This is a genomic window from Streptomyces sp. NPDC050564 (assembly GCF_044457265.1).
GTDB lineage: Bacteria > Actinomycetota > Actinomycetes > Streptomycetales > Streptomycetaceae > Streptomyces.
This window is the reverse complement of sequence record NZ_JBITGS010000026.1, coordinates 101,531-116,938: the sequence shown is the minus strand read 5'-3', so window position 1 is coordinate 116,938 and position 15,408 is coordinate 101,531. Positions and strand designations below refer to the sequence as shown.

Sequence of the window (15,408 nt, the reverse complement as noted above, 5' to 3'; positions counted from 1 at the left end):
GAAATCACGTTGACGATAGGCGAGTCGGGCGGTGGGGTCAGGTGGGTTTTCGGTGACCGCCGGGGTGACCCGCGGGTGGATCGACGACTGACTGTCCGTCAGTCATCGATCCACCCCTGCATCTCGGCAGGAAGGGTCGGTCCTACGCGCCGCTCGCGTCGAGCATGTCCTCGCGCTCGACGATCTTCACGCGCTCGCGGCCCTGCGGCTCGCCAAGGGCCTTCTCCGCGGCGTCCAGCCGGTGCCAGCCCTCCCACGTGGTGAAGCGGACGCCGCGCTCGCCGAGGAACGCGTCCACGGCCTCGGGAACGGGCGAAGCGGGTGTGTGCAGACGGCCGTTCGCGTGATCGTCCAGCAGACTGGCGACCGTCTCGTTGGCGTCACCCTTGGTGTGGCCGATCAGCCCCACGGGGCCGCGCCGGATCCAGCCGGTGACGTACGTCGACTGCAGGTGCTCGCCGTTCTCCTCGATCACCCGGCCGCCCTGGTCGGGGACGGTGCCGGACTCGACGTCCCAGGGCAGCTTGGGCAGTTCGTCGGACAGGTAGCCCACGGCACGGTAGACCGCGGTGACATCCCAGTCCTTGAACTCGCCGGTGCCCTTGACGTTGCCCGTGCCGTCGAGGGCGGTGCGCTCGGTGCGCAGACCGACGACCTCGCCGTCCTCCCCGAGGATCTCGGACGGCGACTCGAAGAGGTGCAGGAACAGCTTGTGCGGGCGGTCGCCGGCATCGCGGATGGCCCAGTTCTCCAGGGTCTTGGCGACCATGTCGGCCTGCTTGTTGCCCCGCCGGGTCGCGATCGAGCCGTCGTCGTAGTCGATGTCCTCGGGGTCGACGATGACCTCGATGTTCGGGGAGTGGTCCAGCTCCCGCAGCTCCATCGGGCTGAACTTCGCCTGCGCCGGGCCACGGCGGCCGAAGACATGGACCTCCAGGGCCTTGTTGGCCTTCAGGCCGTCGTAGACGTTCGGCGGGATCTCGGTCGACAGCAGTTCGTCCGCGGTCTTGGCCAGGATGCGCGCCACGTCGAGCGCGACGTTGCCGACGCCGAGGACGGCGACCTTCTCCGCCTCGAGCGGCCAGGTCCGGGGCACGTCCGGGTGCCCGTCGTACCAGGAGACGAAGTCCGCCGCGCCGTACGAGCCGTCGAGGTCGATGCCGGGTATGTCGAGCGCCCGGTCGGCCGTCGCACCCGTGGAGAAGATCACCGCGTCGTAGAAGGCGCGCAGGTCGTCCAGGTTGATGTCCCCCGGGTAGTCGACATTGCCGAAGAGGCGGATCTGCGGCTTGTCGAGCACCTGGTGCAGGGCCGTGACGATGCCCTTGATGCGGGGGTGGTCAGGAGCGACGCCGTAGCGGATCAGTCCGAACGGGGCCGGCATCCGCTCGAAGAGGTCGATCGACACGCCTGGCTCGGCAGCCGCCGCGGATTTCAGCAACGCGTCGGCGGCGTAGATCCCGGCGGGGCCGGCTCCGACAATGGCTACCCGCAGGGGGCGAGGCATGATCAGTTCCCTTCGAGCGGTGACAGACGTACTCGCCGGGAAGCCTAAGCTAAGGCAAACCTAAGTCAGTAGTCGGGCCGGGCCTATGACCTCATAAGGTCATCTTATGAGTCGCTTCGAAGGGGCCGACGTGTGGTCGCGCCGGGCAGGCGCCTCGCCGGCGGACGCCTTCGGGGCGGCGGCGCCGGTGGGTGCGGTCACCGCGCAGCCGCACGACAGGCCGGGTCATAGCGGTGGTTCATCCGCTCGCTGACGCGGGTCATCCCCTCGGTTCACCCCCGTCCTCGCAGGTGGGCCAGGTGCTGCGGGACAGAACGGCTGCGGCACGATCGGCTGCACCATGGCGGCTACCGGCCGGGCGCCCGTGACCTGCACGTCGGGGCCCACCATGGGCTCTACTGCGTGGGCTGCTGCTGGGGGCTCATGATCGTCCTCATCCCGCTGGGCACCATGAACATCGCGGCGATGGCCGCACTCGCGGTCGTCATCTTCATGGAGAAGCTGTGGCGGCTCGGACCGGCATTCAGCACCGCGGTGGGCGTGGCGTTCCTGATCCTGGCCGTTCTGACTCCGTTCCAGAGCTGGCCGCTGCCAGGACTGCAGCACTCCGGGCCGTCGATGCAGCCGATGACGTGACCGCGCATCTCATGCCGAGAGTCGCGGTCGCACGCCGAGCTGAACTGTCATGCGTCGTTGGCGCCCCGAGCCAGGCGACGAGCTCGGGGCAGGCGGACCATCGTGTACACACACAAGGCGGAGAATGCGAGCACGCCGGCAGGGTCACACCAACCGCTCGGGCCGGGGCGGCCAGTACGGCGAAGGTCACAAATACATATCGGACACTTCGCACTTCAACCTTCACACGAGGCACACAAATTGGCTAGGTTGACGGGCGGACCGCACGACTGCCTCCGGCGAACCCCGCCGGGTCGCGCGGCCTCCGCCGAGTCCGGTGCGCCCCCGTGGCAGCCGGGGCCGGGAACCCGACCGACTTTGGGGTGAATCGGCCCAACTGCCCAGCAGGGCAAGGGCCGTAGGGCATGCCTTCCGCGAACCGTCCGCCCGAACCCGACAGCCGACTCGGTAGGCGGAATACGGAAGGAGTGCGTCCCCCATGGCTCCCGACGCCACGCCGCCCGCAGCGGACGGACCGAGCCGCGAAGAGGTGCGGCAGCGGATCAGCAGCCTCTACGACCAGGCCGAGACCGCCACCGGAAACTACAACGCCACCCGTGCGATGTCCACGGGAACGCGCAGGAGCCTCAACCCTGCGCTCGACAGCCGGCGCAGGCCCAGCGATCCCGCCCTCGACGACGTCACCAGGCAATGGTTCGACGTGGCGCGCGCGCAGTTGGGGCCGACCGTCCCGGCGAGGCTGCCGGCCGACAGGATGCCGAAGCGCCCGGCCGAGGCACGGCCCACACGTCCGGTGGAACGTCCGGCGGACGGACTCGCCCGCCGTGGGCTGGAGTCGGCCGCCCGGCCCGTCCCGGAGTTGACCGCCGGGCCTGTCGCCGGAGTGACTGCGGGTCCGGTGGCGGAGTTGACCTCCGGCGCCGTCGCGGCGCTGCCGGCCGCGCCGCGGACACGGCAGGAAGTCGCCAAGGCCCTGCCGGCACCCGCCGCGGAACCGGGTCGGCCCTCGGCCTCGTTGAAGACTTCCAAGGAGCAGATCCAGCAGAAGCTCGCGGTGGCCCGCGAGTTGCTCTCCCTGCACACCCCGCAGCTGACAGCCGCCGTCCCCGCGATCGAATCCCGGCCGGCGGAAGACTCCTGGCGTGCCTACGAGCAACCGACTCCTCTCCGGCCCGAAGAGGAATGGCAGCCGCAGCAATCGGCCGCTCTCGGCACCACCACCTCCATCGCCGCGGTCGTGCCCATCGGCGCGGACAGCGCCTCGGACACCGGGTACGGCAGCAAAGCCGCGAAGGTACTCGCCTTCGCCCGTGGACAGATCGGCAGGCCATGTGTCTGGGGCGCGTCCGGACCGGGCTCGTACGACTGCTCGGGCCTCACCCAGGCCGCCTGGAGAACCGCAGGGGTCGCACTCCCGCGCACCGCGCGCGATCAGGCGACCGTCGGTACGGCCATCCCCCTCGCCGACATCCGGCCCGGCGACCTGATCTTCTTCTACGGCGACATCAGCCACGTCGGCCTCTACATCGGCGACAGCATGATGATCCACGCGCCGAGCCCGGGGGCATACGTGCGCGAGGAGTCGATCTTCTACGCCGGAGCCTCGGCGATCCACAGCGCGGCGCGGCCCGCGTGAGCACTGCGGCGTCGGTGCGCGGGGCCGCTCAGGGATCGTGAGGGGCACGGAACAGCCGGCTGACCAAGCTGAGGGTGAAGAGGGGTAGTTGGCAGGGTGAATAGTGCGCGACCATGGTGCGCATGACCGTGGCCGATCGCGCCATGACCCAACTGGAGTCATGGCCGAACCTGATAAGTGGCTCACCCCGATGCGCCGCAGGGCGCGCCTTCGGGACGTCGGGGCACGACATCGTCCACTTCCACTCCGACGACGCCGCGGACCTGCATCTCACGCATGCGGCCGTCCATCGGCTGCTCCCGCACCTGCAACACAGCACCGCTGTGCGGGTGCACCCCGGCTCTTCGTGGATCACCGTGCTGCTGGACTGCGACGCCGATGTGGCGCTCCTGCTCACGCTGATCAGCGTCGCTCTCAAGGAGCACGACAGGGCCGGAGGCGACCTACTTCCCGAGGGACCCTCAACGCTCTGCGACTGGCAGCCTCAGGCGGTTCTCTCGCCACGCGCGGGAGCCTCCGCGGCCGTCCGCCACCGTCGGGTTCCGGCCGCGTGGAAGGCAGTCGGCCGGTTCATCCCCCACGGCAGCTGACGCGACTAAGACCGACCGGCAAATGGATCACTTGAGGCGGCGGCTGATGGGTCGGCCATCCCAGCGGTAGCGGCTGCGTGCCTGCCAGATCAGCATGCGAAGTGTGACGAGGGTAGCGGCGAGGTAGAGGTAGAAGTCCACGACCCTGCCGTTTCTCTCGGTGCAGCGCCGAAGCTTGCCGTAGCCGTTCATCCACGAATGCGTGCGCTCGACGGGCCAGCGCCTGCTGGCCTGGATCGGGGCGGGCACACCCTTGCGGGCGATCTCGGCAGTGAACCCCAACTCGGCTATCAACGCACGGGACTTGATGCTGTCGTAGTCCCGGTCGAGGTTGACGTTCACGGTGTCCGGCAGCATGCCGACCTGCTCCTGCGCGGCGTCCAGGGTCAGTCCGAGCAGTGGCGAGTCATGCCTATTGGCCCCCTCGGAGACGATCCCCAGCGGGACGCCGCGGGCGTCGCAGGCGGCGGAGCGCTTCAGCCCCTGCTTGCCCCGGTCGACCGGCGAGCGGCCGGCCTTCTCCCCGCCGGACGGGGCCTTGGTGATGCAGCCGTCCACCGAGATCTCGCCAAGGTCGAGGCCGATCATCCGGTCGTAGGCGTCCAGGGCGAGAGCGTGCAGCGCTTTGGAAATCCCCTGCCGGGACCACTCTTTGAGGCGTCGGCGGATGGTGCGGTCCGAGCATCCGGGTGTGGAGATCCGCTCGTAGCCGGAACCATGGACCAGCGCGAGCACGACGTGCTCGAAGACGGTTCGGTCGGGGATCCGGCGGCGGTGACAGCCCAGCGGGTGGCCGACGACGAACTCCTCCCGGACGGGGAGGAGCGCGGCGAACTGGTCCCACAGGGGTTCGAGCAGGCAAGCTGGCAGCGCGGGCACGGCCGTCCTTCGTGATCACTGAGCGTAGAGATTACGAGCATGAGGTACGCGCAGGGCGGCGGGTCGACCGACCCTGAGCTCAGGGCAGGTTCACCACGGGAGGTTCCCGGATCGGTCGATGAACTGTCCCGTCGGCCCGTCCGGGCCGATCGTCGCGAGGGTCACGATGGACTCTGCGCCGTCGGCGACGCTGTGTCCGAGGCCGCCGGTGAAGTCGGTCGCGGTCTGCCCGGGGTCTGCGGCGTTGACCTTCACGTCCTTCAGTTCCTTGGCGTACTGCGTCGTGAGCATCGTGACCGCGGCCTTCGAGGCGCAGTAGAGGGGCAGGGCATACCGCGACTCGATCCGCGCCGGGTCCTGGGTCATGCTGAAGGAGCCCATCCCGCTGGACACGTTGACGATGACGGGGTTCCGCGACTTGCGCAGCAGCGGGAGGAAGGCGTGCGTGACGCGCACGATCCCGACGACGTTCACGTCGAGCACGGCGCTCACGTCGGCCGCGGTGTACTCCTCGACGGGGCCGACCTTGCCAAGGACGCCGGCGTTGTTGACCAGGACGTCGATCGTTCCCTCATGCGCGGCGACATCCGCGGCCGCGGCCTGGACCGAGGCGTCGTCGGTCACGTCGATCTGAACGAACCGGGCGCCGAGCGACTCGGCCGCGGCCCGACCGCGCTCACGGTGGCGGGCACCGAGGAGGACGGTGTGCCCCGCCTCGACGAGGCGACGAGCGGTTTCAAAACCGAGGGACTTGTTGGCCCCGGTGATGAATGTGGTGGTCATGCTGGCTCCTCCTGGTCCGAACAGCACGGTCGTGCGCTGTTCACGCACTCCATGCTGGGTCCCCGGGAGGGTTGGCGGGAGCTACGGGACTTCCTGGTACCGCGCGTACCACCCAGCAGCCTGGTCCACCGGACGAGGCGGAACGCGGGCCTTCATTTCTGAGGAGACATCCTCTGGACCCCAATGGCCGCAAGGAATTCGAGTTTGCTGCGGGCGTCGGTGCCTGGCTGAGGCGTGTACACCACGAGGCGGAGGTTCGTGTCCTGGGTGTTGAGGATGTCGGAGTTCATGGCGATGTCTCCGACATCCGGGTGCTGGACGAGTTTGTGCGCACTCTGGTGACCGCCCACCGCTCGGCGGCTCCACAACTCGCAGAACCGTGGGCTGAGGTTCAGCCTCGATACCAACGCCGCGAGGTCGGGATCGTCGGGGTACCGGCTCGTCGTCGCGCGCAGGTCGGCGACGAGGGACTCCTCGAACGCCGCCCGCTCGGCCGCCGTCTGCCGGACCCGGGGCAGCTCACCCAGGAACTGCCAGACCAGGACGTTGCGATCTCCCACACCGCGGACCGTGGGATCGCCGAACGTGGCCGCGAACAGCGGATTCCAGTGCAGCAACTGCCAGGTGGCGTCGTAGATCGCCAACGGGTTGCCGGCGAGCTGGTCCACGATCCGGTACAGGCTCCCTGGGATCATTCGCGGAACCCGGCTCGGATCCGCTGCGTGACCAGCCATGCGCAAAAGGTGAGCATGCTCGTCGTCGGACAGGTGCAGGGCGCGAGCCAGGGCCGAGCAGACCTGCGCCGAGGGTGTCGCCACCCGTCCCTGCTCCAGCCGGACCACGTACTCGACCGAGATGCCGGCCAGCGTCGCCAGCTCCGCGCGTCGCAGACCGGGGACCCGACGGGGTGACCCGTGTGCGAAGCCCACCGTCACGGGATCCAGCCGGTCCCGCCACGCCCGCAGCGCGGCACCGAGTTGATCCATGCACACCATCCTCCCGCACACCCCGCAACGCTGGGTGGTACGCGCTGTACCACGAAGCCCCGTAGCTCCCGCCGACGCTCCCCTGGGCTCAGTGTCGAGTCGTGAACGGCGCACAACGATGCTGTTCGGAGTCAGGAGGAGCAAGCATGACCACCACGTCGAACCACTACGTCACCGTGCTGTGGGAAGCCCGGGCCAAATCCGGGAAGGAAGCCGCGATGAAGGCGTTCATGACAGCCGCCGTCACCGCATCACGCTACGACGCGGGCAACATCGACTACGAGGCTCACCAGGTCGCGGGACAACCGGGCGCGTTCGTCATCTTCGAGCGCTGGGAGAGCCGCGAGGCCCTCGAAGGCCACCTGCAGGCACCCCGCGTGCAGGACCTGGTGCCCCAACTGCTGGAACTGATGGACGGCAGCATCGAGGACGGGATCCGATTCCTGCAGCCGTTCCGCCCGGCACGGTAGGCCGACCCGGAGCACGGCGGTCGTGATCGTCGTCCTCCGACGCTGAGCGGTTTCGAGCAGCAAGGCGGCAGCGCGGGCACGGCCGTCCTTCGTAATCACTGAGCGTAGAGACTCCATGATCACGAGGACCCGTGCCTGCTCTGCATCCTCCCCCACACCCGATGCCTATTGCCGGTCGTTCTAAGGGCCCACAGGCACGGCGACAACGTGCCAGTGCCGGCCCTCCAGGTCGACGTACAGGCCGGCGTCGACCAATTCGTCGCCGTCCCGCTCGTAGGTGCGCTCGGTGAGCAGCTCGGCGAGGCGGCACGGGCGGCCGCGGAGGTCGGTCCACGGCAGGCGGATCCGGCCCTGGGCGGGCTGGTCGGAGAGGTTGACGACCACGAGGTGGCGGGCGGATCCGGTGGTCCAGCACCAGGCGACCAGGTTGCCGTGGGACGGATTGTCCGGCCAGCCCGTGCAGTCGACCAGCCGCCAGTCCCCTCCCGTACGCATGCCGGACGAGGCGACCGAGGCCAGCAGCCGGTGGTGGAAGGCGAGCAGTTCCTTGTCGAGGGGCTCCTCCGGGCGGCGGGAGAGGAAGACCGGCGGCCGCACCCGGCGCCCCTCGAACTGGCCCTCGTGCCAGAGCGTCGCGCCGGGCAGCGTCGCGATGGTGACGGCCGCCGCCCGCTCCCGCTCGGGCGACAACGTGGCGGCGGCCCGGGGTTCGTCGTGGTTCTCCAGGAAGCGGACGAGCCCGCGCTGGTAGCCGAGGTCGGCCAGCAGATGCGGACGCACCGAGTCGGCACCCTCGTGCAACAGCCGGTCGTAGAGCCGCTTGTCGTAGCAGTGGTCGAACCCCTGCTGCTGGAGCGCCCATTCGAGGTCCCAGTAGGCCTCGGCGACGAAAAGGAGGTCCGGGTGGCGCTCCCGTACCTTGGGGATGACGTACGGCCAGAAGTCCTCGGCCGGTGCGGCGCCCGCCCGATCGCCCCATGTCTTCGCGAACACGTCCGTCATGAGCAGCATGGCCATGTCGCAGCGCACGCCGTCGGCCTGGTCGCCGATCGCGGCGAGGGTGTCGACAGCCGCCGTGCGGAGTTCATCGCTGAAGGCGTTCAGCTGGACGACGTCCGGCCAGGGTGGGAAGTAGGGGTCGCGGCCTCGGGCGAAGACCTGACCGGCGGCTTCGAGGAAGGCGCCGGGGTCCCGGGCCAGATCGTCCAGGGTGCCTTGGAGGAGACAGCCCGGACGATCGGCTAGCCACGGGTGGTCGGGGGCCACGTGGTTGGGGACGTAGTCGAGGATCAACCGTGCGCCGCGGGCGGCCAGTTCGGCGCGGGCGGCGGCCAGCCCCTCGGGGCCGCCGAGCGTCTGGTCGACGGCGTAGTTACGGACGCAGTACGGCGATCCGACCACGTCCTCCGGGCGGAGGTCGGGCAGCGCCGCGCGGAACGAGGCCTGCAGCGACTCGTCGAGCAGCGCGATCTCCAGCCCGGCCGGGCTGCGCTCCCAGACGCCCATCAGCCAGACGGCGTCGACGCCACGCGGGACGACCTCGTCCCAGGCCGCCGCGGGCACCTCGCCGAGGGTGACCGGGCGGCAGTACCGGCTGCTCAACTCCCCCAGCCAGACCAGGGTGTTGACCTCGTAGATCACCGGCTGGTCGGGCCATGCGGTCATGACAGCGGTTCCTCTCGATCCCCGGTCGGGCGCAGGCTCTCCCGGCCACGGGCGGACCAGTCCTCGGCGCCGGGCGTGTGGAACAGCGTCGCGGTCACCGCGGCCAGGCCGGTCCAGCCCGTCTGGTGGGAGGCGCCGAGGCCGGCGCCGTTGTCGCCGTGGAAGTACTCGTAGAAGAGGATCAGGTCCTTCCAGTGCGGGTCCTTGGCGAATGTGGCCCGCGCGCCATGCACCGGCCGGTGGCCGTCGCCGTCGCGCAGGAAGGTGGCGGTGAGCCGGTCGGAGATCTCGCGGGCGACCTCGTACAGAGTGAGCTGTCGGCCCGATCCGGTCGGGCACTCGACGGTGAAGTCGGTGCCATGGAAGGCGTGCAGGTTGAGCAGGGCGCGGATGAGCAGCAGGTTGACCGGGAACCAGACCGGCCCGCGCCAGTTGGAGTTGCCGCCGAACATTCCGGAGTCGGACTCGGCGGGCAGATAGCCGACACCGTACGTCTCGCCGCGCACCTGAAAGGTGTACGGGTGATCGGCGTGGTGGCGGGAGAGCGAGCGGATGCCGTGCGGGCCGAGGAACTCGGACTCGTCGAGCATCCGGGACAGGATCCGGCGGAGCCGGTCCTCGCCGAACAGGGCGAACAGGTAGCGGCCCTCGGCGTTCGGTCCCAGCGCCTCGTGGGAGGACGCGGTGGCCTCGACGGCCGGATGGCGCTCGGCGAACTCCCGTGCTCCCGCGACCAGTTCGGGGAAGCGTTGGTCCGCACAGCCGCCGACCACGCTGGTGGCGGCGAGCGGGATCAGCCCGACCAGCGAGCGCACCTTGAGCCGGGTCGCCGTGCCGTCGGGCAGTCGCAGCACGTCGTAGAAGAAGCCGTCCTCCTCGTCCCACAGGCTGGCGTTGTCCGCGCCTATGCGGTTCATGGCCACGGCGATCCACGCGAAGTGCTCGAACAGGGACTGCGCCTGCTCGATGTAGACAGGGTTGTCCACGGCCAGCTCTATGGCGATTTCCAGCAGGTTCTGGCAGTACAGCGCCATCCACGCGGTGCCGTCCGCCTGGTCGAGGTGGCCGCCGGTGGGCAGTGGAGCGCTGCGGTCGAAGACGCCGATGTTGTCCAGGCCGAGGAAGCCGCCCTGGAAGACGTTGTTGCCGTCGGGATCCTTGCGGTTGAGCCACCAGCTGAAGTTCTTCATCAGCTTGTGGAAGGCGTTCTCCAGGAAGACGCGGTCGCCCTGGCCGGTGCGGTGCTTCTCCAGCTCGTAGAGGAAGAGGGTTGCCCAGGCGTGCACCGGCGGATTGACGTCGCCGAAGTTCCACTCGTACGCCGGGATCTGTCCGTTGGGATGCAGGTAGAGGCGGCGCAGCAGCAGGTCCAACTGCCCCTTGGCGAAGGTGAGATCGACCATCGAGAGCGCGACAGTGTGGAAGGCGAGGTCCCAGGCGGCGAACCACGGGTATTCCCAGGTGTCCGGCATCGACATGATCTCGTCATTGACCATGTGGTACCAGTTGCTGTTGCGCACCCGGGGGTCGGAGCCGAGCGGGTCGACGCCGTGCTCGGACAGCCAGCGCTCGACGTCGAGGTAGTAGTACTGCTTGCTCCACAGCATCCCGGCCAACGCCTGCCGAACGAGCCGCCGTCCGTCCTCGTCCATGCCGGACGGGGTGATGCCGTCATAGAACTCGTCCGCTTCGGCTCGGCGTTGGTCCATGATCGCGTCGAAGTCCGCACGCCAGTCGGTTAGTTCGGAGCCGCTGAGGCGCAGGCGCAGGGTGGCGCTCTGCCCGCCGGGAACGGCCGACACATGGTGGACGGCCGCCTTGGTCCCGGTCCGTTCGGGGTTCACGGCTCCGATCTCCCCGTGGACGACGTACCGGTGGATGCCGTCCTTGACGTACCCGGAGGCGTTCGGGCTGTTGAAGATCCGCTCGTTGTTCGTGTCGTTCTCGGTGAACAGGGTCTGCGCGTCCGTGTCGCAGTACAGCCACCGCGGGCCCAGCTCCTCGTGGGCGGCGCGCAGCGGGCCGCCGGGTTCCTGCCGGATGCTCGGTACGGCGGTGCCGCCGGCCCAGGACCAGGTGTGCCGGAACCACAGGGTGGGCAGCAGGTGCAGCGTCGCCTCGTCGGGTCCGCGGTTGTGCGCGGTGATCTCGATCAGCAGATCCTCGGGTCCCGCCTTGGCGTACTCGACGAACACGTCGAAGTAGCGGTCCTCGTCGAAGACGCCGGTGTCGAGGAGTTCGTACTCGACGTCGCGGCGGCCCCGGGCCCGGTTGGCCGTGGTGAGGTCGCCATAGGGGAACTCCGTCTGCGGGTACTTGTACAGGTACCTCATGTACGAGTGCGTGGGCGTGCTGTCGAGGTAGAAGTAGTACTCCTTGACGTCTTCGCCGTGATTGCCCTCGGCGTTGGTGAGGCCGAACATCCGCTCCTTGAGGATCGGATCGCGGCCGTTCCACAGGGCCAGTGCGAAGCACAGCCGCTGCTTGTCGTCGCTGACGCCCGCGATGCCGTCTTCACCCCAGCGGTAGGCGCGGGAGCGGGCCTGGTCATGGGTGAAGTACGACCAGGCCTCGCCGTCCGGGCTGTAGTCCTCCCGGACGGTCCCCCACTGACGCTCGCTCAGATACGGGCCCCAGCGACGCCAGGGCACCCCGGAATCGTCGGCCTCGGCCAGCCGCCGGCGCTCGGCGTCCGGTGTGCCACCGCTCGTCCCCATCGCCCGCCCTCCTCACGATCCGGCACATTCCCCCAGACTCGGGCGTCTCGGACGCGACGGCAATGGCTGTGCGCCGGTCAGGTCGGGGTACAGCCTCGGCTGTTCGACGACCGGCGCGAACCACGGCTCAGGCGATCTCGACCAGGAGATCGCCACCCTCCACCTGCTGGATCTTGTTGATGGCGAGCCGGGACACCTTTCCGGCCTTCGGGGCGGTGATCGCGGCCTCCATCTTCATCGCCTCGATGGTGGCCACCACGGCGCCTTCCGCCACTTCGTCGCCCTCGGCCACCGCGAGCGTCACCACTCCGGCGAACGGCGCTGCCACCTGTCCGGGGTTGGCCCGGTCGGCCTTCTCGGTCGGCGGAACGTCGGAGGCCGCCGCGGTGTCGCGTACCTGGATCGGCCGCAGTTGGCCGTTCAGGGTGGACATCACGGTGCGCATGCCCCGTTCGTCCGCCTCGCCGACGGCCTGCAGTTCGATGAGCAGCCGTACGCCGGGCTCCAGATCGACGGCGTACTCCTTCGCGGGGCGCAGCCCGTAGAAGAAGTCCTTGCTGTCCAGCACGCTGGTGTCGCCGAAGGTCTGACGGTGTGTGTCGAAGTCGCGCGACGGCCCGGGGAACAGCAGGCGGTTGAGCGTCGCGCGCCGCTCCTTCACCAGTCCCGTACGGTCCTCCGGTGTCAGCTCCTGCACGGGCTTGGGGTCGGCGCGGCCCGCCAGCGCCTTGGTGCGGAACGGCTCCGGCCACCCGCCGGGCGGATTGCCCAACTCACCGCGCAGGAAGCCGATCACGGAGTCGGGGATGTCGAACTTGTCCGGCATCGCCTCGAAGTCCTGCGGCGTCACTCCGGCGCCGACCAGATGCAGGGCCAGATCGCCGACCACCTTGGACGACGGGGTGACCTTCACCAGACGCCCGAGGATCCGGTCGGCGGCGGCGTACATCGCCTCGATCTCCTCGAAGCGGTCCCCCAGGCCGAGTGCGATGGCCTGGGTGCGCAGGTTGGAGAGCTGCCCGCCGGGGATTTCGTGGTGGTAGACGCGCCCGGTCGGCGAGGCCAGGCCCGCCTCGAACGGTGCGTAGATCCTGCGGACGCTCTCCCAGTACGGCTCCAGGTCCCCGACCGCCTTCAGATCAAGGCCGGTCGGCCGGTCGGAGTAGTCGGTCGCCGCCACGATCGCCGACAGCGACGGCTGCGACGTGGTGCCCGCCATGGACGCCACCGCGCCGTCCACCGCGTCCGCTCCGGCCTGGATCGCCGCGAGGTAGGTGGCGAGCTGGCCTCCGGCGGTGTCATGGGTGTGGACGTGCACCGGCAGGTCGAACTCACGGCGCAGGGCCGACACGAGGGTCGCGGCGGCCGGGGCGCGCAGCAGCCCCGCCATGTCCTTGACGGCCAGGACGTGGGCGCCGGCGGCCACGATCTGTTCGGCCAGCCGGAGGTAGTAGTCCAGGGTGTACAGCCGCTCGGACGGGTCGGACAGGTCCGCGGTGTAGCAGAGCGCGACCTCGGCGACCGCCGTTCCGGTCCCTCGCACGGCGTCGATGGCGGGCCTCATCTGCTCGACGTCGTTGAGGGCGTCGAAGATGCGGAAGATGTCGATGCCAGTGGCCGCCGCCTCCTGCACGAAGGCGTCGGTCACCTCGGTCGGGTAGGGGGTATAGCCCACGGTGTTGCGGCCGCGCAGCAGCATCTGCAGGCAGAGGTTGGGTACGGCTTCGCGGAGTGCGGCCAGCCGCTCCCAGGGGTCCTCCGCGAGGAAGCGCAGTGCGACGTCATACGTGGCGCCGCCCCAGCACTCGAGAGACAGCAGTTGCGGCAGGGTCCGCGCGACCACGGGGGCGACGGCGAGCATGTCCTTGGTGCGGACCCGGGTGGCGAGCAGCGACTGGTGGGCGTCCCGGAACGTGGTGTCGGTGACGCCGATGGTCGGCGCCTCGCGCAGCCATCGGGCGAAGCCCTCCGGGCCGAGCTCGGCGAGCCGCTGCCGGGAACCGGCGGGCGGTTCGGCGGTGGGCACGGGCGGCAGTTTGGTGGTCGGGTCGATCAGGTCGGGCCGCTCGCCGTGGGGCCTGTTCACGGTCACGTCGGCGAGGTACGTGAGCAGCTTCGTGCCGCGGTCGGCGGAGTGCCGTGCGGTGAGCAGGTGCGGCCGCTCCTCGATGAACGACGTCGTGACCTGTCCGGCCTGGAAGTCCGGGTCGTCCAGCACGGCTTGCAGGAACGGGATGTTGGTGGCCACGCCGCGGATGCGGAACTCGGCCACGGCACGCCGGGCGCGGCCGATCGCGGTCTTGAAGTCGCGGCCCCGGCAGGTGAGTTTGACCAGCATGGAGTCGAAGTGCGCGCTGATCTCCGTACCGGCGTGGGTGGTGCCGCCGTCCAGCCGGATGCCCGACCCGCCCGGCGAGCGGTAGGCGCTGATCCTGCCGGTGTCCGGACGGAAGCCGTTGGCCGGGTCCTCGGTGGTGATCCGGCATTGCAGCGCGGCGCCCCGCACGGTGACGGTCTCCTGCGCGAGGCCCAGGTCGGCCAGCGTCTCGCCGGCGGCGATCCGCAGCTGTGCCTGCACGAGGTCGACGTCGGTGACCTCCTCGGTCACCGTGTGCTCGACCTGGATGCGCGGGTTCATCTCGATGAAGACATGGTTCCCGTCGCGGTCGACCAGGAACTCCACGGTGCCCGCGTTGCGGTAGCCGATCTGTCGGGCGAATCTCACCGCGTCCGCGCACATCCGCTCGCGCAGCGCCGGGTCCAGGTTGGGCGCGGGCGCCAGCTCGATCACCTTCTGGTGGCGGCGCTGCACCGAGCAGTCGCGCTCGAAAAGGTGAATGACGTTGCCGCTCCCGTCGGCGAGGATCTGCACCTCGATGTGGCGGGGTTCGATGACGGCCTTCTCCAGGAAGACGGTCGGGTCGCCGAACGCGGACGCGGCCTCACGCGCCGCCGCCTCGATGGACTCCCGCAGCAGGGCGGGATCCTCGACGCGGCGCATGCCGCGCCCTCCTCCACCGGCGACCGCCTTGACGAACACGGGAAAGCCGATGTCCTCGGCGGCACGGACGAGTTCGTCCAGGTCGGTGGAGGGCGCCGAGGAGCCGAGCACCGGTACGCCGGCCGAACGCGCGGCGGCCACCGCGCGCGCCTTGTTCCCGGTCAGCTCAAGGGTTTCCGCGCTCGGCCCGACGAACGTGATGCCCGCCTCCTCGCACGCACGCGCCAGGTCGGGGTTCTCGGACAGGAACCCGTAGCCCGGGTACACGGCGTCCGCACCGGCCCGACGCGCCGCACGGACGATCTCCTCGACGGAGAGGTAAGCCCGCACGGGGTGCCCCGGCTGACCGATCTCATAAGCCTCGTCGGCCTTCAGCCGGTGCAGCGAATTACGGTCCTCGTGCGGGAAGACGGCGACGGTTCGCGCGCCCAGCTCATAGCCGGCGCGGAACGCGCGAATCGCGATCTCACCACGGTTGGCGACCAGCACCTTGCGGAACATGCACAATCCCTTCAGCCTGCCGGTGACGAGGACCATG

The 15,408-nt window shown here is 69.6% G+C and carries 10 protein-coding genes, 1 pseudogene and 1 riboswitch; of the genes and pseudogenes, 4 read left to right on the top strand and 7 right to left on the bottom strand.

Going from position 1 to position 15,408, the window contains the following annotated elements; all coding sequences use genetic code 11:
• Positions 1 to 142 precede the first annotated feature (142 nt).
• Positions 143 to 1,507 (bottom strand): FAD-dependent oxidoreductase, encoded by a 1,365-nt coding sequence (locus ACIBK0_RS34570; RefSeq protein WP_399088559.1) that lies wholly within the window; start codon positions 1,505 to 1,507, stop codon positions 143 to 145.
• Positions 1,508 to 1,825: 318 nt separating this feature from the next.
• On the opposite strand from ACIBK0_RS34570, the pseudogene ACIBK0_RS34565 reads away from it, so the two are divergent.
• From ACIBK0_RS34565 to ACIBK0_RS34555, 3 genes and pseudogenes are all read left to right on the top strand, one after another.
• Positions 1,826 to 2,143, top strand: a pseudogene (locus tag ACIBK0_RS34565) (DUF2182 domain-containing protein); the annotation flags it as partial.
• A 309-nt stretch (positions 2,144 to 2,452) separates the two neighbouring features.
• Positions 2,453 to 2,613, top strand: a riboswitch (cyclic di-AMP (ydaO/yuaA leader).
• A gap of 8 nt (positions 2,614 to 2,621) precedes the next feature.
• Entirely contained in the window at positions 2,622 to 3,779 is a 1,158-nt protein-coding gene (locus tag ACIBK0_RS34560; protein ID WP_399088557.1) for an NlpC/P60 family protein, read from the top strand.
• A gap of 122 nt (positions 3,780 to 3,901) precedes the next feature.
• Positions 3,902 to 4,369: a luciferase family protein gene (locus tag ACIBK0_RS34555; protein ID WP_399088555.1), complete on the top strand. Its 468-nt coding sequence runs from the start codon at positions 3,902 to 3,904 to the stop codon at positions 4,367 to 4,369.
• Positions 4,370 to 4,396: 27 nt separating this feature from the next.
• Here ACIBK0_RS34555 and ACIBK0_RS34550 read toward each other — a convergent pair whose 3' ends face one another.
• The 3 genes from ACIBK0_RS34550 to ACIBK0_RS34540 all read right to left on the bottom strand — a co-directional run bounded on the left by ACIBK0_RS34550 (position 4,397) and on the right by ACIBK0_RS34540 (position 7,017).
• The gene (locus tag ACIBK0_RS34550) at positions 4,397 to 5,248 is read right to left on the bottom strand and encodes an IS5 family transposase (RefSeq protein WP_399088553.1); all 852 of its coding nucleotides are present in this window, start codon (positions 5,246 to 5,248) and stop codon (positions 4,397 to 4,399) included.
• A gap of 90 nt (positions 5,249 to 5,338) precedes the next feature.
• Positions 5,339 to 6,031 (bottom strand): SDR family NAD(P)-dependent oxidoreductase, encoded by a 693-nt coding sequence (locus tag ACIBK0_RS34545; RefSeq protein ID WP_399088551.1) that lies wholly within the window; start codon positions 6,029 to 6,031, stop codon positions 5,339 to 5,341.
• 152 nt (positions 6,032 to 6,183) lie between these two features.
• Positions 6,184 to 7,017, bottom strand: coding sequence for a helix-turn-helix transcriptional regulator (locus ACIBK0_RS34540; protein ID WP_399088549.1), 834 nt, complete (start codon positions 7,015 to 7,017; stop codon positions 6,184 to 6,186).
• A gap of 146 nt (positions 7,018 to 7,163) precedes the next feature.
• Between ACIBK0_RS34540 and ACIBK0_RS34535 the strand changes: the two genes are divergently transcribed.
• Positions 7,164 to 7,487, top strand: a complete 324-nt coding sequence (locus ACIBK0_RS34535) for a putative quinol monooxygenase (protein ID WP_399088547.1) — start codon at positions 7,164 to 7,166, stop codon at positions 7,485 to 7,487.
• A 180-nt stretch (positions 7,488 to 7,667) separates the two neighbouring features.
• Here ACIBK0_RS34535 and ACIBK0_RS34530 read toward each other — a convergent pair whose 3' ends face one another.
• The 3 genes from ACIBK0_RS34530 to ACIBK0_RS34520 form a co-directional block, all read right to left on the bottom strand.
• Positions 7,668 to 9,152: an alpha-amylase gene (locus ACIBK0_RS34530; protein WP_399088545.1), complete on the bottom strand. Its 1,485-nt coding sequence runs from the start codon at positions 9,150 to 9,152 to the stop codon at positions 7,668 to 7,670.
• Entirely contained in the window at positions 9,149 to 11,869 is a 2,721-nt protein-coding gene (locus ACIBK0_RS34525) for an MGH1-like glycoside hydrolase domain-containing protein (RefSeq protein WP_399088543.1), read from the bottom strand. The genes ACIBK0_RS34530 and ACIBK0_RS34525 overlap by 4 nt, the downstream gene beginning before the upstream one ends.
• A 127-nt stretch (positions 11,870 to 11,996) precedes the next feature.
• Complete coding sequence (locus ACIBK0_RS34520; RefSeq protein WP_399088648.1) at positions 11,997 to 15,371, bottom strand: pyruvate carboxylase; 3,375 nt, start codon at positions 15,369 to 15,371, stop codon at positions 11,997 to 11,999.
• Positions 15,372 to 15,408: the final 37 nt, after the last annotated feature.

Coding starts and splice junctions, on each gene's coding strand:
- ACIBK0_RS34570 (WP_399088559.1), bottom strand. CDS start 1,507: ATGCCTCGCCCCCTGCGGGTAGCCATTGTCGGAGCCGGCCCCGCCGGG.
- ACIBK0_RS34560 (WP_399088557.1), top strand. CDS start 2,622: ATGGCTCCCGACGCCACGCCGCCCGCAGCGGACGGACCGAGCCGCGAA.
- ACIBK0_RS34555 (WP_399088555.1), top strand. CDS start 3,902: ATGACCGTGGCCGATCGCGCCATGACCCAACTGGAGTCATGGCCGAAC.
- ACIBK0_RS34545 (WP_399088551.1), bottom strand. CDS start 6,031: ATGACCACCACATTCATCACCGGGGCCAACAAGTCCCTCGGTTTTGAA.
- ACIBK0_RS34540 (WP_399088549.1), bottom strand. CDS start 7,017: ATGGATCAACTCGGTGCCGCGCTGCGGGCGTGGCGGGACCGGCTGGAT.
- ACIBK0_RS34535 (WP_399088547.1), top strand. CDS start 7,164: ATGACCACCACGTCGAACCACTACGTCACCGTGCTGTGGGAAGCCCGG.
- ACIBK0_RS34530 (WP_399088545.1), bottom strand. CDS start 9,152: ATGACCGCATGGCCCGACCAGCCGGTGATCTACGAGGTCAACACCCTG.
- ACIBK0_RS34525 (WP_399088543.1), bottom strand. CDS start 11,869: ATGGGGACGAGCGGTGGCACACCGGACGCCGAGCGCCGGCGGCTGGCC.
- ACIBK0_RS34520 (WP_399088648.1), bottom strand. CDS start 15,371: ATGTTCCGCAAGGTGCTGGTCGCCAACCGTGGTGAGATCGCGATTCGC.